General features: G+C 71.5%; 25 protein-coding genes. 12 read left to right on the top strand and 13 right to left on the bottom strand.

The features are described 5' to 3' along the window. Positions 1–69: 69 nt before the first annotated feature. Positions 70–1,566, bottom strand: coding sequence for a CoA-acylating methylmalonate-semialdehyde dehydrogenase (locus tag NUH29_RS05255; protein WP_258797974.1), 1,497 nt, complete (start codon positions 1,564–1,566; stop codon positions 70–72). Positions 1,567–1,781: 215 nt separating this feature from the next. Here NUH29_RS05255 and NUH29_RS05250 point away from each other — a divergent pair, with 215 nt between their 5' ends. Then, complete coding sequence (locus NUH29_RS05250; protein WP_258797973.1) at positions 1,782–3,149, top strand: DNA recombination protein RmuC; 1,368 nt, start codon at positions 1,782–1,784, stop codon at positions 3,147–3,149. Positions 3,150–3,155: 6 nt separating this feature from the next. Here the strand turns inward: NUH29_RS05250 and NUH29_RS05245 are convergent, their stop codons facing one another. From NUH29_RS05245 to NUH29_RS05235, 3 genes are read right to left on the bottom strand one after another with little or no spacing between them, the layout of a single operon-like run. Continuing rightward, positions 3,156–5,279, bottom strand: coding sequence for an ABC transporter ATP-binding protein (locus NUH29_RS05245; protein ID WP_258797972.1), 2,124 nt, complete (start codon positions 5,277–5,279; stop codon positions 3,156–3,158). Further along, complete coding sequence (locus NUH29_RS05240) at positions 5,276–7,009, bottom strand: ABC transporter ATP-binding protein (RefSeq protein WP_258797971.1); 1,734 nt, start codon at positions 7,007–7,009, stop codon at positions 5,276–5,278. Before NUH29_RS05240 ends, NUH29_RS05245 begins: the two co-directional genes overlap by 4 nt. A 34-nt stretch (positions 7,010–7,043) precedes the next feature. Then, positions 7,044–7,628, bottom strand: a complete 585-nt coding sequence (locus NUH29_RS05235) for a TetR/AcrR family transcriptional regulator (protein ID WP_258797969.1) — start codon at positions 7,626–7,628, stop codon at positions 7,044–7,046. Positions 7,629–7,685: 57 nt separating this feature from the next. Here NUH29_RS05235 and glpK point away from each other — a divergent pair, with 57 nt between their 5' ends. Continuing rightward, the gene (gene glpK, locus NUH29_RS05230; protein WP_258797968.1) at positions 7,686–9,185 is read left to right on the top strand and encodes a glycerol kinase GlpK; all 1,500 of its coding nucleotides are present in this window, start codon (positions 7,686–7,688) and stop codon (positions 9,183–9,185) included. Between the two features lie 74 nt (positions 9,186–9,259). Beyond that, a complete protein-coding gene (gene fbaA / locus NUH29_RS05225) occupies positions 9,260–10,291 on the top strand; it encodes a class II fructose-bisphosphate aldolase (protein WP_258797967.1) in 1,032 nt (343 codons plus the stop codon). Here fbaA and NUH29_RS05220 read toward each other — a convergent pair whose 3' ends face one another. From NUH29_RS05220 to NUH29_RS05210, 3 genes are read right to left on the bottom strand one after another with little or no spacing between them, the layout of a single operon-like run. Beyond that, positions 10,292–11,440 (bottom strand): hypothetical protein, encoded by a 1,149-nt coding sequence (locus tag NUH29_RS05220; protein WP_258797966.1) that lies wholly within the window; start codon positions 11,438–11,440, stop codon positions 10,292–10,294. It lies immediately after the preceding gene. Beyond that, the gene (locus tag NUH29_RS05215; RefSeq protein ID WP_258797965.1) at positions 11,430–12,713 is read right to left on the bottom strand and encodes a sensor histidine kinase; all 1,284 of its coding nucleotides are present in this window, start codon (positions 12,711–12,713) and stop codon (positions 11,430–11,432) included. The genes NUH29_RS05220 and NUH29_RS05215 overlap by 11 nt, the downstream gene beginning before the upstream one ends. Before the next feature lie 59 nt (positions 12,714–12,772). Further along, positions 12,773–13,840 (bottom strand): 4-hydroxy-3-methylbut-2-enyl diphosphate reductase, encoded by a 1,068-nt coding sequence (locus NUH29_RS05210; RefSeq protein ID WP_258798423.1) that lies wholly within the window; start codon positions 13,838–13,840, stop codon positions 12,773–12,775. Positions 13,841–13,890: 50 nt separating this feature from the next. Between NUH29_RS05210 and xseA the strand changes: the two genes are divergently transcribed. The 6 genes from xseA to NUH29_RS05180 are packed head-to-tail and all read left to right on the top strand — an operon-like array spanning position 13,891 to position 19,211. Further along, entirely contained in the window at positions 13,891–15,093 is a 1,203-nt protein-coding gene (xseA, locus tag NUH29_RS05205; RefSeq protein WP_258797964.1) for an exodeoxyribonuclease VII large subunit, read from the top strand. A 26-nt stretch (positions 15,094–15,119) separates the two neighbouring features. After that, on the top strand, positions 15,120–16,277 hold the full coding sequence (locus NUH29_RS05200) for a flavin-containing monooxygenase (RefSeq protein WP_258797963.1): 1,158 nt from the start codon (positions 15,120–15,122) through the stop codon (positions 16,275–16,277). Position 16,278: 1 nt separating this feature from the next. After that, positions 16,279–16,509 (top strand): exodeoxyribonuclease VII small subunit, encoded by a 231-nt coding sequence (locus NUH29_RS05195; protein ID WP_373317436.1) that lies wholly within the window; start codon positions 16,279–16,281, stop codon positions 16,507–16,509. Further along, positions 16,506–17,156, top strand: a complete 651-nt coding sequence (locus NUH29_RS05190) for a DUF4245 domain-containing protein (RefSeq protein WP_258797961.1) — start codon at positions 16,506–16,508, stop codon at positions 17,154–17,156. The genes NUH29_RS05195 and NUH29_RS05190 overlap by 4 nt, the downstream gene beginning before the upstream one ends. Next, on the top strand, positions 17,153–17,770 hold the full coding sequence (locus NUH29_RS05185) for a carbonic anhydrase (protein WP_258797960.1): 618 nt from the start codon (positions 17,153–17,155) through the stop codon (positions 17,768–17,770). The genes NUH29_RS05190 and NUH29_RS05185 overlap by 4 nt, the downstream gene beginning before the upstream one ends. A 43-nt stretch (positions 17,771–17,813) precedes the next feature. After that, positions 17,814–19,211 (top strand): class II fumarate hydratase, encoded by a 1,398-nt coding sequence (locus NUH29_RS05180; protein WP_258797958.1) that lies wholly within the window; start codon positions 17,814–17,816, stop codon positions 19,209–19,211. A gap of 119 nt (positions 19,212–19,330) precedes the next feature. Here the strand turns inward: NUH29_RS05180 and phoH2 are convergent, their stop codons facing one another. The 3 genes from phoH2 to NUH29_RS05165 form a co-directional block, all read right to left on the bottom strand. After that, positions 19,331–20,686: an RNA 5'-3' helicase PhoH2 gene (gene phoH2, locus NUH29_RS05175; protein WP_258797957.1), complete on the bottom strand. Its 1,356-nt coding sequence runs from the start codon at positions 20,684–20,686 to the stop codon at positions 19,331–19,333. 185 nt (positions 20,687–20,871) lie between these two features. Then, positions 20,872–21,999: an aminotransferase class V-fold PLP-dependent enzyme gene (locus NUH29_RS05170; RefSeq protein ID WP_258797956.1), complete on the bottom strand. Its 1,128-nt coding sequence runs from the start codon at positions 21,997–21,999 to the stop codon at positions 20,872–20,874. Positions 22,000–22,006: 7 nt separating this feature from the next. Then, on the bottom strand, positions 22,007–22,792 hold the full coding sequence (locus NUH29_RS05165) for an isoprenyl transferase (RefSeq protein WP_258797955.1): 786 nt from the start codon (positions 22,790–22,792) through the stop codon (positions 22,007–22,009). A gap of 86 nt (positions 22,793–22,878) precedes the next feature. On the opposite strand from NUH29_RS05165, the gene trhA reads away from it, so the two are divergent. Next, positions 22,879–23,676 carry a PAQR family membrane homeostasis protein TrhA gene (gene trhA, locus NUH29_RS05160; protein ID WP_258797954.1) on the top strand — a complete coding sequence of 266 codons (798 nt, stop codon included), beginning with the start codon at positions 22,879–22,881 and terminating at the stop codon, positions 23,674–23,676. Position 23,677: 1 nt separating this feature from the next. Here the strand turns inward: trhA and NUH29_RS05155 are convergent, their stop codons facing one another. Further along, entirely contained in the window at positions 23,678–23,911 is a 234-nt protein-coding gene (locus NUH29_RS05155) for a hypothetical protein (protein WP_258797953.1), read from the bottom strand. Between the two features lie 58 nt (positions 23,912–23,969). Between NUH29_RS05155 and NUH29_RS05150 the strand changes: the two genes are divergently transcribed. Together NUH29_RS05150 and greA are read left to right on the top strand one after the other, a co-directional pair. Beyond that, positions 23,970–24,410, top strand: a complete 441-nt coding sequence (locus NUH29_RS05150; protein WP_258797952.1) for a DUF4307 domain-containing protein — start codon at positions 23,970–23,972, stop codon at positions 24,408–24,410. A gap of 68 nt (positions 24,411–24,478) precedes the next feature. Further along, positions 24,479–24,964, top strand: coding sequence for a transcription elongation factor GreA (gene greA, locus NUH29_RS05145; protein ID WP_258797951.1), 486 nt, complete (start codon positions 24,479–24,481; stop codon positions 24,962–24,964). 82 nt (positions 24,965–25,046) lie between these two features. On the opposite strand, the gene NUH29_RS05140 is transcribed toward greA, so the two are convergent. After that, positions 25,047–25,421 carry an ArsR/SmtB family transcription factor gene (locus NUH29_RS05140; protein WP_258797950.1) on the bottom strand — a complete coding sequence of 125 codons (375 nt, stop codon included), beginning with the start codon at positions 25,419–25,421 and terminating at the stop codon, positions 25,047–25,049. Beyond that, on the bottom strand, positions 25,418–26,065 hold the full coding sequence (locus tag NUH29_RS05135) for an SRPBCC domain-containing protein (protein ID WP_258797949.1): 648 nt from the start codon (positions 26,063–26,065) through the stop codon (positions 25,418–25,420). Before NUH29_RS05135 ends, NUH29_RS05140 begins: the two co-directional genes overlap by 4 nt. Between the last annotated feature and the right edge of the window lie 32 nt (positions 26,066–26,097).

Below are 26,097 nucleotides of genomic sequence, written 5' to 3'. Positions count from 1 at the left end.
TCGCTGCGGATGGACACCCGCGCGCGGGTGTCCATCGTGCCATAGACATGTCTACGGCACGATGAGCGGTCAGCCGTTCTGGGGGAAGCCCAGGTTGATGCCGCCGTGCGACGGGTCGAGCCAGCGCGAGGTCACGGCCTTCTGGCGCGTGAAGAAGTGGATGGCGTCGGGGCCGTACGCCTTCGTGTCGCCGAACAGCGAGTCCTTCCAGCCGCCGAAGGAGTAGTACCCGACCGGCACCGGGATCGGCACGTTGATGCCGACCATGCCCACCTGCACCTCGCGCTGGAAGCGGCGGGCGGCGCCACCGTCGTTCGTGAAGATCGCCGTGCCGTTGCCGTAGCGCCCGTTGTTGATGAGCTCGAGCCCCTCCTCGTACGACTGCACGCGCACGACCGAGAGCACCGGTCCGAAGATCTCGTCGCGGTAGACGGCGGATGAGGTGGGCACCTTGTCGACGAGGGTCGGCCCCAGCCAGAAGCCGTCGGCGTCGCCGTCGACCTCGATGCCGCGGCCGTCGACCACGAGCTCCGCGCCGTCCGCGACGGCCACGTCGAGGTAGCCCGCGACCTTGTCGCGGTGCTCCTTCGTGATGAGCGGGCCCATGTCGCAGCCGCGGGTGCCGTCGCCGACCGTGAGGCCCGACATCCGCTCCGAGATCTTCGCGATGAGCTCGTCGGCGACGGGCTCCACGGCGACCACGACCGAGATCGCCATGCAGCGCTCGCCGGCCGAGCCGAAGCCCGCGTTCACGGCCGAGTCGGCCACCAGGTCGAGGTCGGCGTCGGGCAGCACGAGCATGTGGTTCTTCGCGCCGCCGAGGGCCTGCACGCGCTTGCCGTTCGCCGACGCGGTCTCGTAGATGTACTTCGCGATCGGGGTCGAGCCGACGAACGATACGGATGCGATGTCGGCGTGGTTCAGGATCGCGTCGACCGACTCCTTGTCGCCGTTGACGACGTTGAACACGCCGTCGGGCAGGCCGGCCTCCTTGAGGGCCTCGGCCATCCAGATCGCGGCCGACGGGTCCTTCTCGGACGGCTTCAGCACGACCGCGTTGCCGACCGCGATCGCGACGGGGAAGAACCACATCGGCACCATCGCCGGGAAGTTGAACGGGCTGATGATGCCGACCACCCCGAGCGGCTGCTTGAGGGAGTAGACGTCGACGCCGGTCGAGACGTTCTCCGAGTACTCGCCCTTCGCGAGGTGCGGGATGCCGCACGCGAACTCCACGACCTCGAGGCCGCGCGCGATCTCGCCGAGCGCATCCGAGGTGACCTTGCCGTGCTCGGCGGTGAGGATCGCCGCGAGCTCGGACTTGCGGGCGTTGAGGATCTCGCGGAACGCGAACAGCACCTGCTGGCGCTTCGCCCAGCTCGCCTCGGCCCACGCCGGGAACGCCGCCTTCGCGGTGGCGACCGCGTGGTCGACATCCGCGGCGGAGGCCAGCCGCACCTCTTTCTGCACGACGCCCTTGGCGGGGTCGTAGACGGGCGCGGTGCGCGTGGAGGCGCCCGCGAAGACGGCACCGCCCACCCAGTGGTCGAGGATCTCAGCAGCCATGATCAGGAGGCTACTCGCAGACATTTCGTTAACATTTTCGGTTCGTGGCCGACTGTTCACGCCTGCCAGAAATGCAGGAGATTCTCGGCATCCGACCCGGGATTCCGGGAGTCGGCCGGCGGGCGGATGCGGATCTCCGGCATTTCTGCACCCGGAGCGCGGATGCGGCGGCCGGTCGCCGCGGAGATGTCGGCGGCCGCTGCGACACTGGCGGCATGGACGCACTGCTGCCGCTGATCATCGGGCTCGTGCTCGGCCTCGCCGTCGGGGCCGGCGCCGCGACCCTCGTCGCGCGGTCCCGTCGCGCCCCCTCCACGGAGGCGGACGCGGCGCTGCGCGAGGCGCGCCACCAGGCGGTCGTCGCCGAGGTGCGCGCAGCCGAGGCCGCGGCCCGCGCCGAGGTCGAGCGCACGCTCGCGGCGGCGCAGGCGTCGCTCGCGGGGCTGCGCGAGCAGCTCGCCGACGCGCAGGAGCAGTACCGGGCGACCGTCGAGCGCCACGAGCTCGAGGCCAAGCAGCGGCAGGCCGAGGCGGCGGCGGAGCACAAGATCCTGCAGGAGCTCGCCCCCGTGAAGGAGACGCTGACGTCGATGCAGGCAAAGGTCGTCGAGCTCGAGACCCAGCGGGCCCTCCAGCACGGCGAGATCTCCCAGCAGTTGAAGTCGGCCGCGGAGTCGGAGGCCCGGCTCAGCCTCACCGCCGAGCAGCTCGCGAGCGCCCTGCGCAACAACGCCACCCGCGGCGTCTGGGGTGAGACGCAGCTGCGCACCCTCGTCGAGTCGGCGGGGCTGCTCAACAGGGTCGACTTCAGCGTGCAGTCGACGATCGAGGCCGAGAGCGGCACGCGCCGCCCCGACATGGTGGTCACGCTGCCCGGCGGCAAGTCGATCCCGGTCGACGCGAAGGTGCCGTACAACTCGTTCATCGAGGCGAGCGCCATCCCGTCCAGCGCGACGGGTGAGCAGGAGGCGCAGCGCTCGCGCCTGATGGCGCAGCACGCGAAGCAGGTGCGCACGCACGTCGACGCGCTCGCATCCAAGTCGTACTGGACGGGGCTCGACGCGAGTCCCGACTTCACGATCGCGTTCATCCCGAACGAGCCGCTGCTCGCGGCGGCCGTCGAGGCCGACCCGACGCTCATGGACTACGCCTTCTCGAAGCGCATCATCCTCGCCAATCCGGGCACCCTGTGGGCGCTGCTCAAGACGATCGCCTTCACCTGGCAGCAGGACGTGCTCACGGAGGACGCGAAGCGCCTCTTCGACCTCGGCAAGGAGCTCTACGGGCGCCTCGCGACCCTGTCCGAGCACGCCGACCGCCTGCGCGGCGCCATCGAGTCGACGGTGAACCACTACAACAAGTTCGCCAGCTCGCTCGAGCAGCGCGTGCTCGTGACCGCCCGCAAGCTCGACGGCCTCGACGAGTCGAAGGTGATCGGCGAACCGAAGCTCATCGACGAGACGCCGAAGCACCTCACCCAGGCCGAGTTCGCCGCCCTCGACGAGCTCGGGCGTCCCGAGATCGATCCCGCCGTGGTGACGCCCGCATCCGGCACCCGCGGTGCCGACGCGAAGTCCGCCTGACGTCGACTACTCCGCGTTCTCGGGCGCACCCTCCTCGGCGAGCGCCTCGAGCACGATCCCGCCGGTGGTCGGCGCCGGCCCGGCCAGAGCGCCGGCCATCGCCGGCACCGGCTGCGGCTCGTCCTCGAGCGGCGCCGCGAACTGGGCCTCGTAGAGCCGCGCGTACGCGCCGTGCGCGGCGAGCAGCTCCTCGTGGGTGCCCTGCTCGACGATCGCGCCGTTCTCCATCACGAGGATGAGATCGGCATCCCGGATGGTCGACAGCCGGTGGGCGATCACGAAGGAGGTGCGATCCTTGCGCAGCGCGCTCATCGCCCGCTGCACGAGCAGCTCGGTGCGGGTGTCGACCGAGCTGGTCGCCTCGTCGAGGATCAGCACCGACGGCTTCGCGAGGAACGCCCGCGCGATCGTGATGAGCTGCTTCTCACCGGCCGAGACGTTGCCGCCCTCGTCGTCGAGCACCGTGTCGTACCCGTCGGGCAGCGAGTGCACGAAGCGGCCGACGTACGACGCGGTCGCCGCCGCCATGATGTCCTCCTCCGAGGCGTCCGGCCGGCCGTAGGCGATGTTGTCGCGGATGGTGCCCCCGAACAGCCAGGTGTCCTGCAGCACCATGCCGGTGCGCGAGCGCAGGTCGTCGCGCGTCATCCGGGTGGTGTCGATGCCGTCGAGGGTGATGCGGCCCGCATCCGGGTCGTAGAACCGCATGATGAGGTTCACGAGCGTCGTCTTGCCGGCGCCGGTCGGTCCGACGATCGCGATCGTCTGGCCGGGTTCCGCCACGAGCGAGAGGTCGTGGATGAGCGGCTTCTCCGGGTCGTACGAGAACGACACGCCCTCGAAGGCGAGGCGACCGGTCGCGCCCGACGGCGAGTCGGCGGGCGACGGGTCGGCCTCCTGCTCCTCGGCGTCGAGCAGTTCGAACACGCGCTCGGCGGAGGCGACGCCCGACTGCAGCAGGTTGGCCATCGACCCCAGCTGCGAGAGCGGCTGCGTGAACTGACGCGAGTACTGGATGAACGCCTGCACGTCGCCGAGCCGCATCGAGCCGTTCGCGACGAACAACCCGCCGACGACCGCGATCGCGACGTAGACGAGGTTCCCGACGAACATGGTCGCGGGCATGATGATGCCGCTGATGAACTGCGCGCCGAAGCTCGCGCGGAACAGCTCCTCGTTCTTCTCGTCGAACCGCGCCTGCACCTCGCGGTGGCGGCCGAACACCTTCACGAGCGAGTGGCCGGTGTAGCCCTCCTCGATCTGGGCGTTGAGCGACCCGGTGTGGGTCCACTGCGCCACGAACAGCTTCTGCGAGCGCTTGGCGACGAGCACCGTGATCACGAGGGTGACCGGGATGGCGACGAGCGCCACGAGGGCGAGCACCGGCGAGATCCAGAACATCATCACGAGCACGCCGATCACCGTCAGCAGCGAGGTGAGCAGCTGCGACAGCGTCTGCTGCAGGCTCTGCGAGATGTTGTCGATGTCGTTCGTGACGCGGCTGAGCAGCTCGCCGCGCGGCATCTTGTCGAAGTACTTCAGCGGCAGCCGGTGGATCTTCTCCTCGACGTCCTTCCGCAGCCGCAGCACGGTGCGCTGGGTGATGCCGTTCAGCACGTAGCCCTGCAGCCACATGAACACGGAGCTGAGCACGTAGAGCAGCAGCACGGTGCCGAGCACGAGGGCGAGCGCCGAGAAGTCGATGCCCTCCCCCGGGCGCAGGTCCATGTTGCGGAGCATGTCGGCCTGGGTGGTCTCGCCCTGGGCCTCGAGCCCGGCGATCACCTGGTCCTTCGTGACGCCGGCCGGCAGCTGCGCCGAGATGACGCCCTCGAAGATGAGGTTCGTCGCCTGGCCGAGCACCTTGGGTCCGATGACGCTGAGGATGACGCCGATCGTGCCGAGGAGGATCACGAAGACCACGCCGATCCGCTCCGGGCGCAGGCGCCCGACGAGGCGCCGCGCGGACGGGCCGAAGGTCATCGCCTTCTCGGCGGGCATGCCGCCGCCCCCGAAGGGGCCGCCTCCGCCACCGGGGCCGGGGCGTCGGGCGGGAGCCGCGGGACGAGCCGGGGTCTTGTCGCCGCCGCCGCCCTGAGTAGCGTCGTCAGACGCGTGTCGAAGGGTCACGCCGCCTCCTCCGCGCTCAGCTGGCTCTCCACGATCTCGCGGTACTCGTCGGAGCTCGCGAGCAGTTCGTCGTGGGTACCGAGGCCGACGACGGCGCCGTCCTCGAGCACCACGATCTGGTCGGCCTGCAGGATCGTCGACACGCGCTGGGCGACGACGATCATGGTCGCGTCGCCCACCTCGCGGGCGAGCGCCTGGCGCAGCCGGGCATCCGTCGCGGTGTCGAGGGCCGAGAACGAGTCGTCGAACACGTAGATCTCGGGTCGTTTCACGAGGGCTCTCGCGATGGCCAATCGCTGTCTCTGACCACCGGACACGTTGGTTCCCCCCTGGGCGATCGGTGCCTCGAGCTGCTCGGGCATCTCCGACACGAAGTCGCGCGCCTGCGCGATCTCGAGCGCGGCCCAGAGCTCCTCGTCGGTGGCGTCCGGGTTGCCGTAGCGGAGGTTCGACGCCACGGTGCCCGAGAACAGGTACGGGCGCTGCGGGATGAGTCCGATGCGGCTCCACAGCAGCTCCGGGTCGAGCTCGCGCACGTCGACACCGTCGACGAGCACGGCGCCGCCGGTCACGTCGAACAACCGCGGAAGCAGGTTCACGAGCGTCGTCTTGCCGGCGCCCGTGGAGCCGATGATGGCGGTCATCCGGCCGGGACGCGCGGTGAACGAGACCTCGCGCAGCACGGGGGCCTCCGCCCCGGGGTAGGCGAAGGTGGCCGCGCGCAGCTCGACCTCGCCGCCTGCGGCCAGCTCGGTGATCGGCGTGACGGGTGCGATGACCGAGGGCTCGGTCTCGAGCACCTCGCCGATGCGGTCGGCGGACACGGCGGCGCGCGGCAGCAGCACCGCGAGGAAGGTCGCCATCATGACCGCCATGAGGATCTGGATGAGGTAGCTGAGGAACGCGATCAGCGAACCGACCTGCATCTCGCCGTCCTCGATCCGGAACGCGCCGAACCACAGCACCGCGACGCTCGACACGTTCAGCACGAGCATCACGACCGGGAACATGAGCGCGAAGAGCCGTCCGGCGCGCAGCGCCGTGTCGGTGAGCTCCTCGTTGGCGACGGCGAAGCGCTCGCGCTCGCGCTGCTCGCGCACGAACGCGCGGATGACCCGGATGCCGGTGAGCTGCTCGCGCAGGATGCGGTTGACGTTGTCGATGCGGGCCTGCATCTTGCGGAACTGGGGCACCATCCGCACGATGATGAGCCCGACCGCGATGAGCAGCACGGGCACCGCGACGACCATGATCCAGGAGAGCGTCAGATCCTCCTGGAGCGCGAAGATCACCCCGCCGATCGCGAGGATCGGGGTCGAGACGAGGATCGTGCAGCTCATCAGCACGAGCATCTGCACCTGCTGCACGTCGTTGGTCGAACGGGTGATGAGCGACGGCGCGCCGAAGCGGGCCACCTCGCGCTCGGAGAACTCCCCCACGCGACGGAACACCGCGGCGCGCAGGTCGCGGCCGAGCGCCATCGCGGCGCGCGCGCCGAAGTAGACGGCGAGGATGGACGCCGTGATCTGCCCGAGGGTGATGAGCAGCATCACCCCGCCGGTGGCGAGGATGTAGCCGGTGTCGCCCTTCGCGACGCCCTGGTCGATGATGTCGGCGTTGAGCGCCGGCAGGTAGAGCGACGCGATCGATTGGGCGAGCTGGAAGACGACGACGCCGATCAGGAGCGGCCAGTAGGGCCGCAGATGGCGCACGAGCAGTTTGCCGAGCACGGATGCTTCTTTCGTTGCGGTGGGTGGGCGGGGATCAGAAGGCGACGCCGTGCACGACGATGGTCGCGAGCTCGGCGGAGTCGAAGCGGCGGAAGTGGTTGAAGGGCTCGATGGATGCCCCGAAGGCGACGAGCCGCAGGTACCAGGCGACGGTGTCGATCGGCACGCCGAGGTGGGCGAGGTCGGGCTGGAGCAGCTCGCGCACGATGTCGAGCCAGTCCTCGTTCGCGGCCTCGCGTCGGGGAGGCGGGCCGTCCATCTGGAAGAGCTGCATGATCCGGAACACCTCGCGGAACCGGGTGCGCAGCGCCTCGATGACGCAGGCGATCTTGTCCTCGAAGGGCAGGTCGAGCGGGATGCGGCGCAGCTCGGCGCGGAAGGGCTCGGGGTCGAGTAGGCGGTCGAGTGCGGCCGCGAACAGCGACTCCTTGTCGCCGAAGGCGCGGAACACGGTGCCCTCGGCGATGCCGGCGGCGTCGGCGAGCTCGCGGCTGGTGGCGTCGCGCCCCCGTTCCATGAGCAGCGGCAGCACGGCGTCGAGAATCGCCTCGCGCCGGTCGTCGGGCGCGAGCGGGCGCGCGCGCTCCCGCACGACCACGAACTCCTCCGGCAGCACCACCCGGCGATCATAAGTGAGTGAGCGCTCACTCCGCAAGCGGTGGTCTAGCCTGACCGCATGACAACGGCCCGTCACATCGTCGCGATCGATCAGGGCACGACCTCGACCCGTGCGATCGTCTTCGACGACCGAGGGCGCGTCGTCAGCACCGGCCAGCTCGAGCACCGCCAGCACTTCCCGAAGCCGGGATGGGTGGAGCACGACGCCGAGGAGATCTGGACGAACACGCGCCGTGCGATCGGCGCCGCGCTCTCGGACGCCCACATCACCCGGCACGACGTCGCGGCGATCGGCATCACCAATCAGCGCGAGACGGTGTTCGTGTGGGATCGGGCCACCGGCAAGCCGATCCACCGTGCGATCGTCTGGCAGGACACCCGCACCCAGGATGCGGTCGACGCCCTCGCCGCGGACGGCGGCATCCGCCGCTTCGCCGAGCGGACCGGTCTTCCGCTCGCGACCTACTTCTCGGCCACCAAGATCGCCTGGATCCTCGACCACGTCGACGGCGCCCGCGAGCGCGCCGAGCGCGGCGAGCTGGCCTTCGGCACGGCCGACAGCTGGGTGCTGTGGAACCTGACCGGCGGCGCGGTGCACGCCACCGACGTCACGAACGCGAGCCGCACGCTGCTCATGGATCTCGCGACCCTCGACTGGAGCGACGAGCTGTGCTCCGCGTTCCGGGTGCCCCGCGCGATGCTCCCCGAGATCCGCTCCTCGTCCGAGGTCTACGGCCACGCCGAGTCGCGCAGCCTGCTGCGCGAGACCCCGATCGCGGGCATCCTCGGCGACCAGCAGGCCGCGACCTTCGGTCAGGCCGCGTTCGACGCGGGCGAGTCGAAGAACACCTACGGCACCGGCAACTTCCTCATCGTGAACACGGGCACCGAGCTCGTGCACAGCGCCCACGGGCTGATCACGACGGTCGCGTACCGGCTCGGCGACGAGCCGCCGCGGTTCGCCCTCGAGGGCTCGGTCGCGGTCGCGGGCTCCCTCATCCAGTGGCTGCGCGACAACCTGGGGATCATCCGCGACGCCGCCGAGGTCGAGGCCCTCGCCGAGAGCGTCGACGACAACGGCGACGTCTACGTCGTGCCCGCCTTCGCCGGCCTCTTCGCCCCCTATTGGCGCCCGGATGCGCGGGGGGCGATCGTGGGGCTCACCCGCTTCGCCACCAAGGCGCATCTCGCCCGCGCCAGCCTCGAGGCGGTCGCCTACCAGACGCTCGACGTCGTGCGCGCGGCCGACGCCGAGCACGGGGCCCCCATCCGGGAGCTCCGCGTCGACGGGGGCATGGTCGGCAACGAGCTGCTCATGCAGTTCCAGGCCGATGTGCTCGGCATCCCCGTGGTGCGCCCCGTGATCGCCGAGACGACGGCGCTCGGCGCGGCCTACGCCGCGGGGCTCGCCGTCGGGATCTGGGCGGACACCGACGAGCTGCGGACGCTGTGGGCCGAGGACCGCCGCTGGGAGCCGGCGATCGACGAGGCGACCCGCGAGCACGGCGTCGCCCGATGGCATCGCGCCGTCGAGCGCACCCTCGACTGGGTGGAGTGAGAGCCGGGTCCGCCCCGGACGCCCCTCCCCTAGACTCGGTGGCGAAACCACCCCGCCCCGCCAGGAGGACCCCCATGCCCGTCGCCACCCCGGATCAGTACGCCGAGATGCTCGACACGGCGAAGAAGAACGCCTTCGCCTTCCCCGCCATCAACGCGTCGAGCTCCTCGACCATCAACGCCATCCTGCAGGGCCTCACCGAGGCCGGCTCCGACGGCATCATCCAGGTCACCACGGGCGGCGCCGACTACTTCGCGGGGCAGAGCGTGAAGGCCCGCGCGTCCGGAGCGCTCGCCTTCGCCGCGTTCGCCACCGAGGTCGCCAAGAACTACCCCATCACCGTCGCGCTCCACACCGACCACTGCCCGAAGGACGCCCTGCCCGGCTTCGTCCTGCCGCTGCTCGAGGCGTCCGAGGCCGAGGTCCGCGCCGGACGCAACCCGATCTTCCAGTCGCACATGTGGGACGGCTCTGCCGTGCCGCTGGCCGAGAACATCGAGATCGCCCAGGAGCTGCTGCCGCGCCTCAAGAACATCCGCGCGATCCTCGAGGTCGAGATCGGCGTCGTCGGCGGCGAGGAGGACGGCGTGCAGCACGAGGGCTCGAACGAGGCCCTCTACACGACCCTCGGCGACGTCGAGCAGGCCGTCGAGGCCCTCGGCCTCGGCGAGAACGGGCGCTACATCGCGGCGCTCACGTTCGGCAACGTGCACGGCGTCTACAAGCCCGGCAACGTCAAGCTCCGCCCCGAGCTGCTCGGCGAGATCCAGGCGGGCATCGCGGCGAAGTACGGCACCGGCCCGAAGCCGCTCGACCTCGTGTTCCACGGCGGTTCGGGCTCGACGGATGCCGAGATCGCCGAGGCGGTCGCGAACGGCGTCATCAAGATGAACATCGACACCGACACGCAGTACGCCTACACGCGCGACGTCGCCGGCTGGATGTTCGAGAACTACGACGGCGTGCTCAAGGTCGACGGCGAGGTCGGGAACAAGAAGGTCTACGACCCGCGCGCCTGGGGCAAGCGGGCGGAGTCGGCGCTCGCCGCGCGCGTGGTGGAGGCGACCCAGCAGCTCGGCTCGGCCGGGCACTCCATCAGCCGCTGATCAACTCGGATCGCGCGGGTCGTTCGGCGGCACGCGGAACGAGAGGCGGTCGCGGCCGAGGCGCACGTCGCGCATCTGTCCGCGCAGGTTGAAGTAGTACGGAGAGAGGTGCCGCACCCGCCTGCCCTCGGGCAGGTCGGCGTCGAGCGTGATGGCGACGCCGGTCGATCCGTCGTCGTGGGCGCGCAGCTCCATGTAGATGGTCGTGGCGTCGGTCGACGGGTCGTCGATGACCGCGCGCACGAGATCGCGGATGGCGGTGCGCTGGGCGACCCGCATGTACTGCGCACGACGCTCGGGATCGACCACCACGACCCGCGCGTCGTCCGCGTGCAGGCCGAGCCAGGCGAGGTCGGTGCGCGAGACGAGGTCGTCGCGCAGGTAGCGGGCGATCTCGCCCGCGAGCGAACGGTCGCCGTCTGTCACCGTCCCGCGCTCCGCGATTGCACGGAGGAACGGCACGGCGCGCGCCGTGAAGCGGGCGAGCGCCTCGCGCTCCGCGGCCTCGTCCGCCGGGTCGGGCTCGAGCAGCGCGGAGACCGTCTCGCTCGAGCGGTTGTCGACGATGGGCAGCATCCGGCGCACGAGCGTGTAGGAGAAGGCGGTGGCGCCGGCGACTCCGACCGCGACGGGGGTCGCGACGATGATCAGCACGGACACCGAGTCCCAGGTCGACACCCGGGGATCCACGACGAGGGACGCCACCGGCACCGCGGTGACGAGCGCGACCGTTCCCCAGAACAGCAGCCTCCAGGGCGCGAGGTAGGGGGTGAGCGATCCGAGCACGAGGGCGTAGCACAGCGGCGCCCACCACAGCTCGATCGCGACGCTCGACTGCGCGTAGCCCAGCGCGGACGCCACGAGACCCGCGCCGCCGAGCACCACGGTCACGAGGCCGAGCTGCCAGTCGAGCCGGTTGCGCAGAGCCGTCATCACCTGCAGCAGCACGCACGCCGCCGTGCACAGCGCGACGCCCACGAGCTGCATCGCCGGCCAGGCGCTCTGCGACCAGGTGAGGAACGACACCAGTCCGCCGTACAGGAGCACGAAGACGGCGAAGACCAGGGGCACGTAGGGACCGGTGAACCAGCTCATCGGGTCGACGTCGCGCGCGGCGTAGCGCAGGGCCGTCCGGCGCCTACTCTCCACGACCCACCTCCTGGTGCCGGGGAGGTGCGCCGGGGTCGAGCACCGCCGTGACCGGGATCGAGAGCAGCACGGTCGTTCCGGAACCCGGCGTCGACCAGATCCGGGCCCGCCCCCCGACCGCCTCCATCCGCGCCACGATCGACCCCCGCATCCCCAGCCGGTTCGCGTCGACGTCCTCAGGATCGAACCCCACGCCCTGGTCCGAGATCATGAAGGTGACCGACTCCGCGGAGTACATGATGTTGACCTCGGCGACGTCGGTCCCCGAGTGCTGGAGCACGTTCTCGAGCGCGGCGCGGATCGCGGCGACGAGCGCGTCGCCGGCGTTCGGCTCGTACAGGTAGACCCCCGTGGTGACGCCCGTCACGTTCACGGTGAGCCCCCGCCAGCGGAAGTCGCTCGCGATGCGCGCGAGCTCGTTCCGGATGCGCGCCTGGTTCTCGTCGGGCACCACCACCTCGCTCGTCGCGTGCACCCACGCGCCGCCCGCGAGGGTGTCGAGGTCGTCGATCAGCCGCCGCCGGCTGCGCTCGTCGAGCACGTCCGGAGCGTTCATGACGCGCCGGCTGCGCTCGTCGAGCACGTCCGGAGCGTTCATGACGACCGTCAGGTCGTTGAGCACGGTGTCGTGCACCACCGCGGTGGCGCGGCGCGCCAGGTCGGCGCCCGCGGCACGCCGGCGGGTGGCGTCCTCGAGCTCCTCGAAGCGCGGGAGGCGCCGCCGCTGCCGCGCCTGGATGGTGAAGAGGGTGAGGTACATCACGGCCGCCACCAGCAGCGCCATCGCCGGCCCGTAGCCCGGTGCGAACGGCGTGCCGGTCGTCACCGCCACGAACCCGGCGACCCCCATCGCCACGACGAAGCCGCTCACGCACCACAGCAGGCCGGCGATGGCGGAGGTCGAGGTGACGCCGATGGCGACGAGCGCGAGCGTCGGGCGGTTGACGAGGAAGCGCTGGTCGTCGAGCAGCCCGGGGTCGACCGTCAGCAGCTCGACCTCGTAGCAGACGGCGAGCGCCGCGCCGATGACCAGGTAGGCGATCACGACCGCACGACCGGGCCTCCAGAGGCACACCACGATCGCCGCGACGAGCAGCACGAGCAGGGCGAGCGGGACCGGGATCGCCTCCGGGTACCCGTTGCGCACGAAGGTGTCCACGAGCACCGGGATGGTGAGGATGATGATCGTCAGCCCCGCCGAGAAGGCGAACACCGACACCGCTCCCGTGATGAGCCGCGCCGCCGCCTCGCGCGGCAGGAGGGTCACACGCATCCGGAGCCCCCTCGTCTTCCTGACCCGATTCTGCCCGATGCCGGCCGCGGTGGGGCGGTTCAGGCGCGGGCGCGTCCCCCCAGGGCCCGCGCGTCGGCGTTCCCGGACGCGTCACGGCGCAGCTCCTTCGGCAGAGAGAACATGAGGTCCTCCTCGGCCGTGCGCACCTCCTCGACGGCGAGATACCCCGCGTCCGCGAGGTCGGCGAGCACCTCCTGCACGAGCACCTCGGGCACCGAGGCCCCGCTCGTGACCCCGACCGTGGCGACGCCGTCGAGCCACTCCTGGCGGATCTCGCTCGAGTAGTCGATGCGGTGGGCGGCGCGCGCGCCGTGCTCGAGGGCGACCTCGACGAGCCGCACGCTGTTGGACGAGTTGGCCGAGCCGACCACGATCACGAGGTCGGCCTGCGGCGCGACCTTCTTGATGGCCACCTGCCGGTTCTGGGTGGCGTAGCAGATGTCGTCCGAGGGCGGGTCCTGGAGCTTCGGGAACCGCTCGCGGAGACGCCGCACGGTCTCCATCGTCTCGTCGACCGAGAGCGTCGTCTGCGAAATCCAGACCAGGTTCTCGGGGTCGTCGACCTCGAGACGCGCGACGTCGTCCGGGCTGTTCACGAGGATCGTGCGCTCGGGCGCGTGGCCCATCGTGCCCTCGACCTCCTCGTGGCCGGCGTGCCCGATGAGCAGGATCTGGAGATCCTGCTTGGCGAAGCGGGTGGCCTCCCGATGCACCTTGGTGACCAGGGGGCAGGTGGCGTCGATGGCCTGCAGCTCCCGCTCGGCCGCCGACTGCACGACCATCGGCGAGACCCCGTGGGCGCTGAACACGAGGTGGGAACCCGTGGGGACCTCCTCGACCTCGTCGACGAAGATCGCGCCGCGGCGCTCCAGCTCGGAGACGACGTGCACGTTGTGCACGATCTGCTTGCGCACGTAGACCGGGGCGCCGTAGTTCTCGAGCGCCTTCTCGACGGCGATCACCGCGCGGTCGACGCCCGCGCAGTATCCGCGCGGGGCGGCGAGCAGCACGCGCTTCGGCGCGCCGACGGGTTCGTCGCGGAGGCGACCGCGCGGAGCCGGGACGTGGGGCGTCTCCAGGGTCGTCCCCAGTGCGCCGTTCGAGATCCCGCTCACATGCCGAGTCTAGGGTCCTCCGCATCGCATAACCTGGGCGCGTGTCCGACGCCGCCAAGCCCACCGCCGAGAGCCCGTGGGCGGTCGCGACCCTCTCGTCGAAGATCAAGGACTACATCGATCGGCTCGGCTCGGTGTGGGTCGAGGGCGAGCTCACCCAGTGGAACCTGGCGCGCGGCGTCGTATACGCGAAGCTGAAGGATCTCGACCAGGACGTGACGGTGTCGCTCACCGTGTGGTCGTCGACCCTGCAGCGCCTCACCGAGCAGTTCGCCCAGGGTGACCGCGTGGTGGCGCTCGTGCGTCCCGACTACTGGGTGCGCGGCGGCAGCCTCTCGATGGTGGCCTCCGAGCTGCGGCACGCGGGTCTCGGCGACCTGCTGGCGCAGCTCGAGAGGCTCAAGCGCACCCTGCAGGAGGAGGGGCTGTTCGACGCCTCCCGCAAGAAGCCGCTCCCCTTCCTCCCGCGCTGCATCGGGCTCGTCACGGGCAAGGACTCGGATGCCGAGAAGGACGTGCTGCGCAATGCGCAGCTGCGCTGGCCGCAGGTGACGTTCCGCGTGCGGCACGCCGCCGTGCAGGGCACGAACGCCGCCCGCGAGGTCGCCGCCGGCATCCGCGAGCTCGACGCCAACCCGGAGGTCGACGTGATCATCGTGGCCCGCGGTGGCGGCGACTTCCAGAACCTGCTGGTGTTCAGCGACGAGCAGCTCGTGCGCGCCGCCGCCGCCTGCGCGACGCCGCTCGTGTCGGCGATCGGACACGAGGCCGACAGCCCGCTGCTCGACCTGGTCGCCGACCTGCGCGCCTCCACCCCGACCGACGCCGCGAAGCGCGTGGTGCCCGACGTCGCCGACGAGGCGGCACGGGTGCAGCAGGCGCGGGCGCGCATGGCGATGCGCATGACGTCGCTCGTGAACGGCGAGATCGAGCGGATCGCCGCGCTGCGGTCGCGGCCGGCCCTCGCCGACCCCGGCGTCATGGTCGATGCCCGCGCCGAAGACCTCATCCGCCTCGTCGACCGCGGCTCGCACCTCGTGCAGCTGCGCGTCGAGCGCGAGCAGACCGCCGTGCACCGTCTGGTGGCCGAGCTGCGCGCACTCTCCCCCCAGCGCACCCTCGACCGCGGGTACGCGGTCGTGCACGCGGGCGCCGCCCTCGTGCGCGACCCCGCCGCGGTGTCGTCGGGCGATGCGCTCCGCATCCGGGTCGCGGGCGGCGAGCTCGCGGCGCACGCCGACTAGTCGTCCGGAAGGCGGGAGGAAGCACCATGGATCCGTCCCCCGTGCTCGTGATCGGCGCGGGCCCCGCCGGCCTGGCGGTCGCCGCATCCCTCGGCAGGCGCGGCATCCGCGCGGTCGTGCTGGAGCGCACCGACGACGTCGGCGCCTCGTGGCGGCACCACTACGAACGGCTCCACCTGCACACCACCCGGCGCTGGTCGGGCCTGCCGGGGCTCCCCATCCCTCGTCGCTTCGGCCGATGGGTCGCGCGCGCCGACGTCGTCCGCTACCTCGAGACGTACGCCGCGCACCACGGGATCGAGGTGCGCACGGGCGTCGAGGTCACGCGCATCGCGCGGGCGGACGGGGGCGGATGGGTGCTCGAGACCGCGGCCGGGGAGGCGCTCCGCGGACCGACCGTGGTGATCGCCACGGGCTACAACCACACCCCGGTGCCGCCGAGCTGGCCGGGCGCCGAGCGGTTCCCCGGCGAGCTGCTGCACGCCTCCGCGTACCGCGACGCGAGCCCCTACCGCGGCCGGGACGTGCTCGTCGTCGGCGCCGGTAACACGGGTGCCGAGATCGCCGTCGACCTGGTGGAGGGCGGCGCGGCGCGCGTCCGGCTCGCGATCCGCACGGTCCCGCACATCGTGCGGCGCTCGAGGCTCGGCTGGCCGGCGCAGGGCACGGGGATCCTGGTCCGGCACCTGCCCGTGCCGGTCGTCGACCGGATCGCGGTGGTCACCTCGCGTCTCGAGGTGCCCGATCTGTCGGCCTACGGCCTGCCCCGGCCGACGACCGGTCTGTACTCGCGCGTCATGGAGGGATCGGTGCCGCTGCAGGATGTCGGGCTGATCGCGGGGGTGCGGGCCGGACGGATCGAGCCGGTCGCGGCCGTCGAGTCGTTCGGCCCCGACGGCGAGGTGGTGCTCGCGGACGGCTCCCGGTTCACCCCGGATGCGATCATCGCGGCCACCGGCTACCGTCGCGGGCTCGAGCCGCTGGTCGGCGACCTCGGGGTGCTCGACGAACGCGGCCTGCCCCGCGTGCACGGTGCGCGCACCGCGCCGTCGGCCCCCGGCCTCCACTTCACCGGGTACACGAACCCCATCAGCGGCATGTTCCGCGAGCTCCGGCTCGACGCCGACCGGATCGCCGCCGCGATCCACCGGGCGGCCGGGAAGCGGTCCGACGAGACGATCTAGGATGGACAGCATGACCGACGCCACCCCCGCCGACGTCGCCGCACTCAGCTACGAGCAGGCGCGCGACGAGCTCGTGCAGGTGGTGCAGCAGCTCGAGCAGGGCGCGGCGACGCTCGAGGAGTCGCTCGCCCTCTGGGAGCGCGGCGAGGCGCTCGCCCGACGCTGCGAGGAATGGCTCGTGGGCGCGAAGGAGCGGCTCGACGCCGCCCGCGCCGCGGCCGAGGGATCGTGAGCCCGCGCGCGAGCGGGGTCGACGAGGCGGGGCGGCCGATCGTCGCCGAGCTCGGCCGTGCCGAGACCCCGCAGGAGACCGCGGAACGCAAGGCCGCCGCGAGCGCCAAGCGCCGCGGCAACCAGACGGTGCTGAACCTCGCGATCGCGACCGTGGCATCCGCGGTGGCCGCGATCGTCATCGTCATGACCGTCGGCCTCGTCGACACCGGGTCGCGCATCGACCCCGTCGACTACGTCGCGGTCGGCGCCGCCGCCCAGGCGACCGTCGACGAGCCCCTCATCGTGCCGACGCTCCCCGAGGGCTGGACGGCCAACCGCGCCGAGCTCGCCACCGGTTCCGACGGCGTCACCACGTGGCGGATCGGATTCGTGACCCCCGAGCAGCAGTACATCGCGCTGGTGCAGGGCATCGACGCCAACCCCAGCTGGGCCGCCGACCAGGTGCGCGGCGCCGCCGCCGGAGCCACCGTCGCGCTCGACGGGGTCGAATGGACCACGCATGACCGACGCGGCGCATCCGACCCCGGAAACGTCGCCTACGCCCTCACCACCGACGCGGGCGCCTCGACCATCGTGCTCGCGGGGACCGCGGGCGACGAGGAGTTCGCGGTGCTCGCCTCCGCCGTCGCCCAGGAGCTGCCATGACCGAGACCGCACGCCGCACCCCCGCCGACGTCTGGCGCGAGATGGTGCGCGGCAACGAGCGCTTCGTCGCGGGGCAGCCCGCGCACCCCCGCCAGGACGTCGAGCGCCGCGAGGAGCTCGCCGCCGCCCAGGCGCCGCACGCCGCCCTGTTCGGCTGCAGCGACTCCCGCCTCGCGGCCGAGATCATCTTCGACAAGGGGCTCGGCGATCTGTTCGTGGTGCGCAACGCCGGGCAGGTCATCTCCGACTCGGCGATCGCCTCGCTCGAGTACGCGGTGGCGGTGCTCGACGTGCCGCTCATCGTGGTGCTCGCGCACGACGCCTGCGGCGCGGTGCAGGCCGCGATCGACCTCGACAAGCCCGACGCCCGCCCGCTGCCGCCGCACATCGCGGGACACATCGCCGCGATCCGCCCCTCGGTGCGGGCCGCCGCATCCCGCGACCCGGAGGCGGTCGGCCTGACCCACCTGGAGCGCACCGTGAGCGAGCTGGTGGCGCGCTCCGAGCTCATCGCCGACGGTGTCGCCGCGGGTACGCTGGCTGTCGTCGGAGCGAACTACAAGCTCCTCGAGGGCACCGCCGTCCCGGCCGTCATCGTCGGCGACGCCGCCTAGGCCACTCCCCCGTCACACCGAGCCGCACCGAAAGGGCACACCCATGGGCACCGACGCCGAGTACCGCATCGAACACGACACGATGGGCGAGGTGCGGGTGCCGGCATCCGCGCTCTACCGTGCGCAGACGCAGCGGGCGGTCGAGAACTTCCCGATCTCGGGCACGGGCCTCGAGGCGGCGCAGATCGTGGCGCTCGCCCGCATCAAGCGCTCGGCGGCGATCGTCAACAAGGAGCTCGGCGTGCTCGACGGCGCGATCGCGGACGCCATCGTCGCCGCCGCGGACGACATCATCGGCGGGGCGCACCACGACCAGTTCCCGGTCGACACCTACCAGACCGGGTCCGGCACCAGCTCGAACATGAACATGAACGAGGTGCTCGCGACCCTCGCGACCGAGAAGCTCGGCGCGCCGGTGCACCCGAACGACCACGTCAACGCCTCGCAGTCGTCGAACGACGTATTCCCCACCTCGGTGCACGTCGCCGTCACGGGGGCGCTCATCGGCGACCTGGTGCCGGCGCTCGACCACCTCGAGACCGCCCTCGAGGCGAAGGCGGCGCTCTGGAAGCACGCGGTCAAGTCGGGCCGCACCCACCTCATGGACGCCACCCCGGTCACCCTCGGCCAGGAGTTCGGCGGATACGCGCGCCAGGTGCGGCTCGGCATCGAGCGCATCGAGGCGGCACTCCCCCGCGTGGCCGAGGTGCCCCTCGGCGGCACCGCCGTGGGCACCGGCATCAACACCCCGAAGGGCTTCCCGCAGAAGGTCATCGCCGAGCTGGCGGCCGCATCCGGGCTCCCCGTCACCGAGGCGCAGGACCACTTCGAGGCGCAGGGAGCGCGTGACGGGCTGGTCGAGGCGTCGGGGGCGCTGCGCACCATCGCGGTGTCGCTGACCAAGATCTCCAACGACCTGCGGTGGATGGGGTCCGGCCCCAACACCGGTCTCGGCGAGCTGCACATCCCCGACCTGCAGCCGGGTTCCTCGATCATGCCCGGCAAGGTGAATCCGGTGATCCCGGAGGCCGTCATCATGGTCGCGGCGCGGGTGATCGGCAACGACGCCACCATCGCGTGGGCCGGCGCCACCGGCAACTTCGAGCTCAACGTCGCGATCCCCGTGATGGGCACGGCACTGCTCGAGTCGATCCGCCTGCTCGCCAACTCGAGCCGTGTACTCGCCGACAAGACCGTCGACGGCCTCGAGGCGAACCTCGAGCGCGCGGCCGCACTCGCCGGCATGTCGCCGTCGATCGTCACGCCGCTCAACAAGTACATCGGCTACGAGAGCGCCGCCAAGATCGCCAAGCACGCGGTCGCCAAGGGCATCACGGTGCGCGAGGCCACGATCGACCTCGGCTTCGTGAAGCGCGGCGAGCTCACGCTCGAGCAGCTCGACGCGGCGCTCGACGTGCTCTCGATGACCCACCCGGGCTGATCCGGGAACCGCCGCATCCGCAGAAATGCAGGAGAAGACACGGATCCGGGCCGCCGACTCCCGTCACCACGGGGGCGGCGACCCGGATCTCCTGCATTTCTGAGGGGGTCGGACGCCGATCAGGCGAGCTCGTTGGACTCCAGCAGCTCGGTGACGAGCGCCGCGATCGCGGAGCGCTCCGAGCGGGTCAGGGTGATGTGGCCGAAGAGCGCGTTGCCCTTGAGGGTCTCGATCACCGAGGCGACGCCGTCGTGGCGGCCGACGCGCAGGTTGTCGCGCTGGGCGACGTCGTGGGTGAGCACGACCCGCGAGTTCTGGCCGATCCGCGAGAGCACCGTCAGCAGCACGTTGCGCTCCAGCGACTGCGCCTCGTCGACGATCACGAACGCGTCGTGCAGCGAGCGCCCGCGGATGTGGGTGAGCGGCAGCACCTCGAGGATGCCGCGCTCCACCACCTCGTCGAGCACGTTCTCGGAGACCAGGGCGCCGAGCGTGTCGAACACCGCCTGGCCCCAGGGGCTCATCTTCTCCTCCTTGTCGCCGGGCAGGTAGCCGAGCTCCTGGCCGCCGACCGCGTAGAGGGGACGGAACACCATGATCTTGCGGTGCTGCTGCTTCTCCAGCACCGCCTCGAGACCCGCGCACAGCGCGAGCGCCGACTTGCCGGTGCCGGCGCGACCGCCGAGCGACACGATGCCGACCTCCTGGTCGAGCAGCAGGTCGATCGCGAGGCGCTGCTCGGCGCTGCGGCCGTGCAGTCCGAACACGTCGCGATCGCCGCGCACGAGCTTGAGCTCGCCGCGGCCGGTCACGCGCCCGAGGGCCGAGCCGCGCTCGGAGTGGATGACGAGGCTCGTGTTCACCGGCAGGTCCTGCACCTGCCGCGAGACGAGGGTCTCGGTGTCGTACAGATCCGCCATCTGCTCGGCCGAGATCTCCAGGTCGGCGACCCCCGTCCATCCGGAGTCCACCGCGAGCTCGGCACGGTACTCCTCGGCGGCGAGACCGATCGACGCGGCCTTGACGCGCAGCGGCAGGTCCTTCGAGACCACGACGACGTCGAGACCGTCGTTGGCCAAGTTCATCGCGACCGCGAGGATGCGGGAGTCGTTGTCGTTCAGCTGCAGCCCCGAGGGCAGCACCGACATGTTCGAGTGGTTGAGCTCGACACGCAGCGTGCCGCCGTTGTCGCCCACCACGATCGGGAAGTCGAGCCGCTCGTGCTCGACCCGCAGGTCGTCGAGGATCCGCAGGGATTGGCGTGCGAAGTAGCCGATCTCGGGATCGTGGCGCTTGGCCTCGAGTTCGGTCACCACGACCACGGGGAGCACGACGGAGTGCTCGGCGAACCGGTAGATGGAGCGCGGGTCGCTCAGCAGCACGGAGGTGTCGAGCACATAGGTGCGCTCCCCCTGCTTCCGATCCTGAACTGCGCCGGTCGTGGACTTCTGCTGGGGCTTGTCGAGCGCGGGCACTCCCACTCCATCCCCGGGTGGGCACGCCACCCGGATCCTGTCGCGGATCGGCCAGGGGCTCAGCGGTGCGAACTTATGTGGCCGCTCCGACCGGGCACGGTGCCCGATGACCCGACGCTAAGCCCGGGTCGGCGCATCCCGGGGCGCGACACGCGTGGGCCGTGTTACGCGCTCGTGAACTCTTCTCAGCGACCGGATGCCGTGGCGAAGGACGTGAGCGCGGAGCGGAGCATGGCGAGCGTCTCGGCGTCGGTCGAGGCGTGCGGGGCGAGGCGCACCGTGCCGCCGCGCACCGTCACGCTCACCCCGTGGTTGTGCAGGGCCGCGGCGAGCATCGTGAGCTGGTCGGGCTCGGGCCGCACGATGACGATGCCGGCGCGCTCCGCCTCGGCACGCGGCGAGACGACCGGCAGGGCGAACTCGTCGGCCGTGTCGATGACGGCGCTCACCCGTTCGGCGACGCGGGCGTGGATCGCCGCGACGCCCACCTCGGCGATCTCCTCGAGGGCGGCCGAGAAGCGCGCCATGGCGATCGGGTCCGCGTTCGAGACCGCATACGCGCGTGCGTCGGGCGCCGGCGGCAGGACCTCGTCGAGCGGCATGCCCTCGGACTCGGTGCCGGTGAAACCCGACCAGACGGGCGTCAGGTGCTCGAGCGCGTGGTCCGAGAGGGCGAGGAAGCCGGTGCCCCAGCCGGCGCGGGCCCACTTCTGCCCGCCCGCGACCACGACATCCGCCACCTGGTAGGGCGCGTCGACGACGCCGAAGCCCTGGATGGCGTCGACGATGAGGAGCCGGTCGCCGATCACCTGGCGGATGCCCTCGAGGTCGACGAGGTAGCCCGTGCGGAAGTCGACGAGGCTCACCGCCACGGCGACGACCGAGCTGTCGAGCTGGTCGCGGATGTTGCCGGGGGTGACGCGCCCGTGATCGGTCTCGAGCCACAGCGGCTGGGCGACGCCGAGCGCCTCCTGGGCGCGCACGGTGGCGAAGGTGAGCGAGGGGAACTCGGCGGCCGAGAGGGCGACGCCGCCGGTGACCCCGAACAGCGCGTGCATGAGGCCCTGGCTCGTGTTCGGCTGGAACGCGATCTGCTCGGGGCGGAACCCGGTGACGGCCGAGACGGCGGCGCGCACGCGGGCGCTCTGCTCGAAGATCGGGGCGAACGACCCGAAACGTCCCCCCGCGAGCAGCGTCTGGAAGGCCTCGGTCTCGGCGCGCACGGTGTCGCCGATCGGCCCGACCCCCGCGAAGTCGAGGTAGCCGGGCTCCTCGTGGAAACGCGCGGCGTAGTCGTCGATGTCGAGGGTCACAGGGGCCTCACTGTCCGTAGCGGCGGTGCCGCGTCGCGTAGGCGCGCAGGGCGCGCAGGAAGTCGACCTCGCGCAGGTCGGGACCGAGCGCCTCGACGAAGTAGAACTCGCTGTGGGCCGACTGCCACAGCATGAAGTCCGAGAGGCGCTGCTCCCCCGAGGTGCGGATGATCAGATCGGGGTCGGGCTGACCCTGGGTGTAGAGGTGCTCGCCGATCAGCTCGGGGGTCAGGATGCCGGCCAGCTCCTCGACGCTGCCGCCGCGCTCGCCGTGGTCGCGCACGATGCTGCGCATGGCATCCGCGATCTCGCGGCGCCCGCCGTAGCCGACGGCGAGGTTCACGTGCAGCCCGACGTTGCCGGAGGTGCGGTCGGCGGCGGCGCGCAGCGCCCCGACGAGGGGCTCGGGGAGCCCGTCGGTGGTGCCGACGTGCTGGATGCGCCAGTCGGCGGCTCGGGAGAGGTCGTCGGCGAGGTCGGCGATGATCTCGAACAGCTGGTCGAGCTCGTCGTCCGATCGCCCGGTGAGGTTGTCGGTGGACAGCAGGTAGATGGTGACCACCCTGATGCCGAGCTCGTCGCACCAGCCGAGGAACTCGCGCATCTTCTCGGCCCCCGCGCGGTGACCGTGCGCGGCGGTCTCGAGCGCCCGCTCGCGGGCCCAGCGCCGGTTGCCGTCGATGATCATCGCGACGTGCTGCGGCAGGGTCGCCCCCTGCAGCTGGCGGCGCAGCCGAGCCTGGTAGAGGCCGTAGAGCGGTCCCGTGCCGCCTGGACCCTGCCGCTGACTCACGGAGCAACGCTAGCCGACCCGGGCCCGCGCGGCGATCCGGCCGACGCTCCCAGGATGCGTGATGGACCCCCGGCTACGATCGCACCATGACTGCCGCGCCGGCCCCGACCGACAACCCGTCCGACGCCGCCGGCGGCGAACTGCCCGGGTCGCCGACCGCGGACGAGGCGCGCGCGGAGGCCGAACCCGCCGCGGGTCTGCCGAACCTGCCGTTCCTCGAGGACGAGCTCGATCATCCGCCGGTCGAGACGAAGCCGCTCTGGCGGGGCTGGATCCACGCGGGCACCTTCCCGCTCGCGATCGCCGCGGGGATCGTGCTCATCTGCCTCGCCGACGGTGCGGCCGCCAAGTGGGCGTCGGCGGTGTTCATGGCGAGTTCGCTGCTGCTGTTCGGCATCTCGGCCACCTACCACCGCTTCAACTGGTCGCCGAAGGTCAAGGCGGTCTTCCGCCGGCTCGACCACTCCAACATCTTCCTGCTGATCGCCGGCACCTACACGCCGCTCGCCGTGTGCGCCCTGCCGCCCGACAAGGCGGTGGTGCTGCTCTCGATCGTCTGGGGCGGCGCCCTGCTCGGGATCGGCTTCCGGATCTTCTGGCTCAAGGCGCCGCGCTGGCTCTACGTGCCGCTCTACGTGGCCCTCGGCTGGGCGGCGATGATGTACATCGTCGACCTCGTGAACGCGAACGTCGCGATGATGGTGCTGGTGCTCGTCGGCGGCGTCTCCTACACCGTCGGTGCCGTGTTCTACGCGCTCAAGCGCCCGAATCCGGCGCCCGGCGTGTTCGGGTTCCACGAACTGTTCCACGCCTGCACCGTGATCGCGTTCCTGTGCCACTGGACGGCGATCCTCTTGATCGTGATGAACCCCGCCTACAGCTGAGTCAGGCCTCGGGGCGGTCCTCGGCGGCGGCCTCTTCGGCGTCGAGCTGCTCGGCGATCGCGGCGCGGTTGTTCACACGGCGGATGCGGCGGTTGAGACTGATGAGCAGGCCGATCGTGGCGATGATGAGCCCGAGGGTCACGAAGAACCCGACGACGCCGGGGGTGACGAGGTTCTCGTCGAACGCCGGTGTCGGCGAGGGGGTGGGCGTCGCCGCCCAGAGGATGTGGAGCACGATCGCCCTTTCCGAAGCGAATAGCCTGGGACCAGCGTAATCCGAGCCGGGAGACCTCTTGACCGCACACGACCTCGACGCGAGGTACGGACGCACCCCCGCACGCCGTGCGCGCGCGCGATTCGTCGCGATCGGCGCGGCGATCGGCGTCGCGGTGGTCGTCGTCGCCTGGGTGGTGTGGGCGGGGCTGCTGAGCCCTGCCGCGTCGATCGAGGCGAAGGACGTCGGATACCGGGAGCTGACGGCCTCGACGGTCGAGGTGCGCTGGCAGCTCACCGCTCCGGCCGACACCGCCGTCTCCTGCGCGGTCCAGGCGACGAGCGAGAACCACGCCGTGGTCGGTTGGCTGGTGGTCGAGGTGCCGCCGTCCTCGGAGACCACCCGCACCCTCTCGGCGACCGTGCGCACGAGCGAGCCCTACGTGGGCGGCTCGGTCTACCGCTGCTGGCTGCCCGACGCCTCGGCGGCCGCGGATGCGGTGGCGGCCGAACTGGCCTAGGCTGTCCGGAACGTATCACCCTGTGGAGACCGGCCGAGTGCCGGTCTCGATTGTTTGTGAGGAGCAGCATGCCCGAGACCACGACGTGGCTCACCCAGGAGTCCTTCGACCGCCTGAAGGCGGAACTGGCCGAGCTGGAGGGTCCCGCGCGCGTCGACATCGCCAAGAAGATCGAGGCGGCGCGCGAGGAGGGCGACCTCAAGGAGAACGGCGGCTACCACGCCGCGAAGGACGAGCAGGGCAAGATCGAGGCCCGCATCCGTCAGCTCACCGAGCTGCTGCGCACCGCGACGGTCGGCGAGGCCCCCGAGTCGGATGGCACGGTCGCCCCGGGCACCCTCGTGACGGCGAAGATCGCCGGCGACACCTCGACGTTCCTGCTCGGCAACCGCGAGATCGCGAGCGACACCGAGGATCTCGACGTCTATCCGGAGTCCAGCCCGATCGGTCAGGCGATCCTCGGCCACAAGGTCGGCGACACCCTCAGCTACACGGCCCCGAACGGCCGCGAGATCCCCGTGGAGATCGTGGCGGTCGAGACCTTCCACGGCTGACCCGCCGCCCCATCCCGCGAGAGTACGCGCTTCCGCGTACTCTCAGCCCCGAAAGTACGAGGAAGTGCGTACTCTCGGGGAGTCAGGCGGAGGCTGCGCCCGGCTCCGCGCGCGCCGCGCGGCGGCCGCGGGCCAGCTCGGTGTCGAGGGCGTCGAGCGGGTTCGCCAGGCCGGCCAGCGGGTCGACGAGGGCGGCGAGCCAGTCCTGGGCGGACGCCACCGCATCCGGGGCGAGCGCGTAGAAGCGCCGGGTGCCCTCGGCGCGCACCGTCAGCAGGCCCGCGTCGCGCAGCACCTTGAGATGCTGCGAGACGGACGGCTGCGAGATGGCCTGCACCCGCTGCACGCCCTCGACGAGGGCCCCCGCCGGCTGCTCCCCCGCCGAGGCGAGCAGCACGAGGTGCCGGCGCACGGGATCCCCGAGCGCCTCGAACACGGCGGCGGGCTCCGCGCTCACGAGCCCTCCGGGGCGGTCGTGTAGAAGGCGTAGGCGCCGTCGCCCGCCGCGCGCATCGCATCCGGATCCTCGCCCGCGGCGATCGCCGCCTCGGTCCACCCGTCGGCGGCGGCACGGTGGAACGCCCGCCCCTCCTCGGTGAGCGGGAAGGTGGTCGCGAGCGCGGGATCCACGGTGTCGCCCGAGTCGAGGTGCAGTCCGAGGCCGAGCAGCGCCCCGTCCCAGCCGATGCCGACGGCGCCGGGGCCGTACACGCTCCAGAACTCCTCCGGCACGTGCGCCTCGTGCACGAGCTCCAGCTCGGTGCCCTCCCCGCCCGGCGTCAGCGTGATCGTGACCCAGGACGGCGCGCCCATCATCTCCCAGGTGATGGCGAAGGAGCGCGGCGGGTCGCAGCTCTCGACCGTGCCCGAGGCGTTGCCCGTCAGCTCGTACCGGCCGCCGACGCTCAGGTCGCCGGAGATCGGCAGGAACCAGCGGGGGATGCGCTGCGGATCGGTGAGCGCGCTCCAGAGGTCGTCGGCGTCGGCGCGGTACTCGCGCCGCGCGATCGCGATGCGGGTGGGGGCACCGCCGCGCTCCCCCGTGCGCAGTTCGCGCGTCACCAGCCCCGCGGTTCCGATGGGGTCGTCGAGCAGCGTCATCGCATCCTCCTTTGTATAGGTGGTTACCTATA

Source organism: Protaetiibacter mangrovi (genome assembly GCF_024752305.1).
GTDB classification, from domain to species: Bacteria; Actinomycetota; Actinomycetes; order Actinomycetales; family Microbacteriaceae; genus Homoserinibacter; species Homoserinibacter mangrovi.
This window is presented reverse-complemented; position numbering and strand designations above follow the sequence as displayed.

Coding starts and splice junctions, on each gene's coding strand:
- NUH29_RS05255 (WP_258797974.1), bottom strand. CDS start 1,566: ATGGCTGCTGAGATCCTCGACCACTGGGTGGGCGGTGCCGTCTTCGCG.
- NUH29_RS05250 (WP_258797973.1), top strand. CDS start 1,782: ATGGACGCACTGCTGCCGCTGATCATCGGGCTCGTGCTCGGCCTCGCC.
- glpK (WP_258797968.1), top strand. CDS start 7,686: ATGACAACGGCCCGTCACATCGTCGCGATCGATCAGGGCACGACCTCG.
- fbaA (WP_258797967.1), top strand. CDS start 9,260: ATGCCCGTCGCCACCCCGGATCAGTACGCCGAGATGCTCGACACGGCG.
- NUH29_RS05215 (WP_258797965.1), bottom strand. CDS start 12,713: ATGCGTGTGACCCTCCTGCCGCGCGAGGCGGCGGCGCGGCTCATCACG.
- NUH29_RS05200 (WP_258797963.1), top strand. CDS start 15,120: ATGGATCCGTCCCCCGTGCTCGTGATCGGCGCGGGCCCCGCCGGCCTG.
- NUH29_RS05195 (WP_373317436.1), top strand. CDS start 16,279: ATGGACAGCATGACCGACGCCACCCCCGCCGACGTCGCCGCACTCAGC.
- NUH29_RS05185 (WP_258797960.1), top strand. CDS start 17,153: ATGACCGAGACCGCACGCCGCACCCCCGCCGACGTCTGGCGCGAGATG.
- NUH29_RS05180 (WP_258797958.1), top strand. CDS start 17,814: ATGGGCACCGACGCCGAGTACCGCATCGAACACGACACGATGGGCGAG.
- trhA (WP_258797954.1), top strand. CDS start 22,879: ATGACTGCCGCGCCGGCCCCGACCGACAACCCGTCCGACGCCGCCGGC.
- greA (WP_258797951.1), top strand. CDS start 24,479: ATGCCCGAGACCACGACGTGGCTCACCCAGGAGTCCTTCGACCGCCTG.
- NUH29_RS05135 (WP_258797949.1), bottom strand. CDS start 26,065: ATGACGCTGCTCGACGACCCCATCGGAACCGCGGGGCTGGTGACGCGC.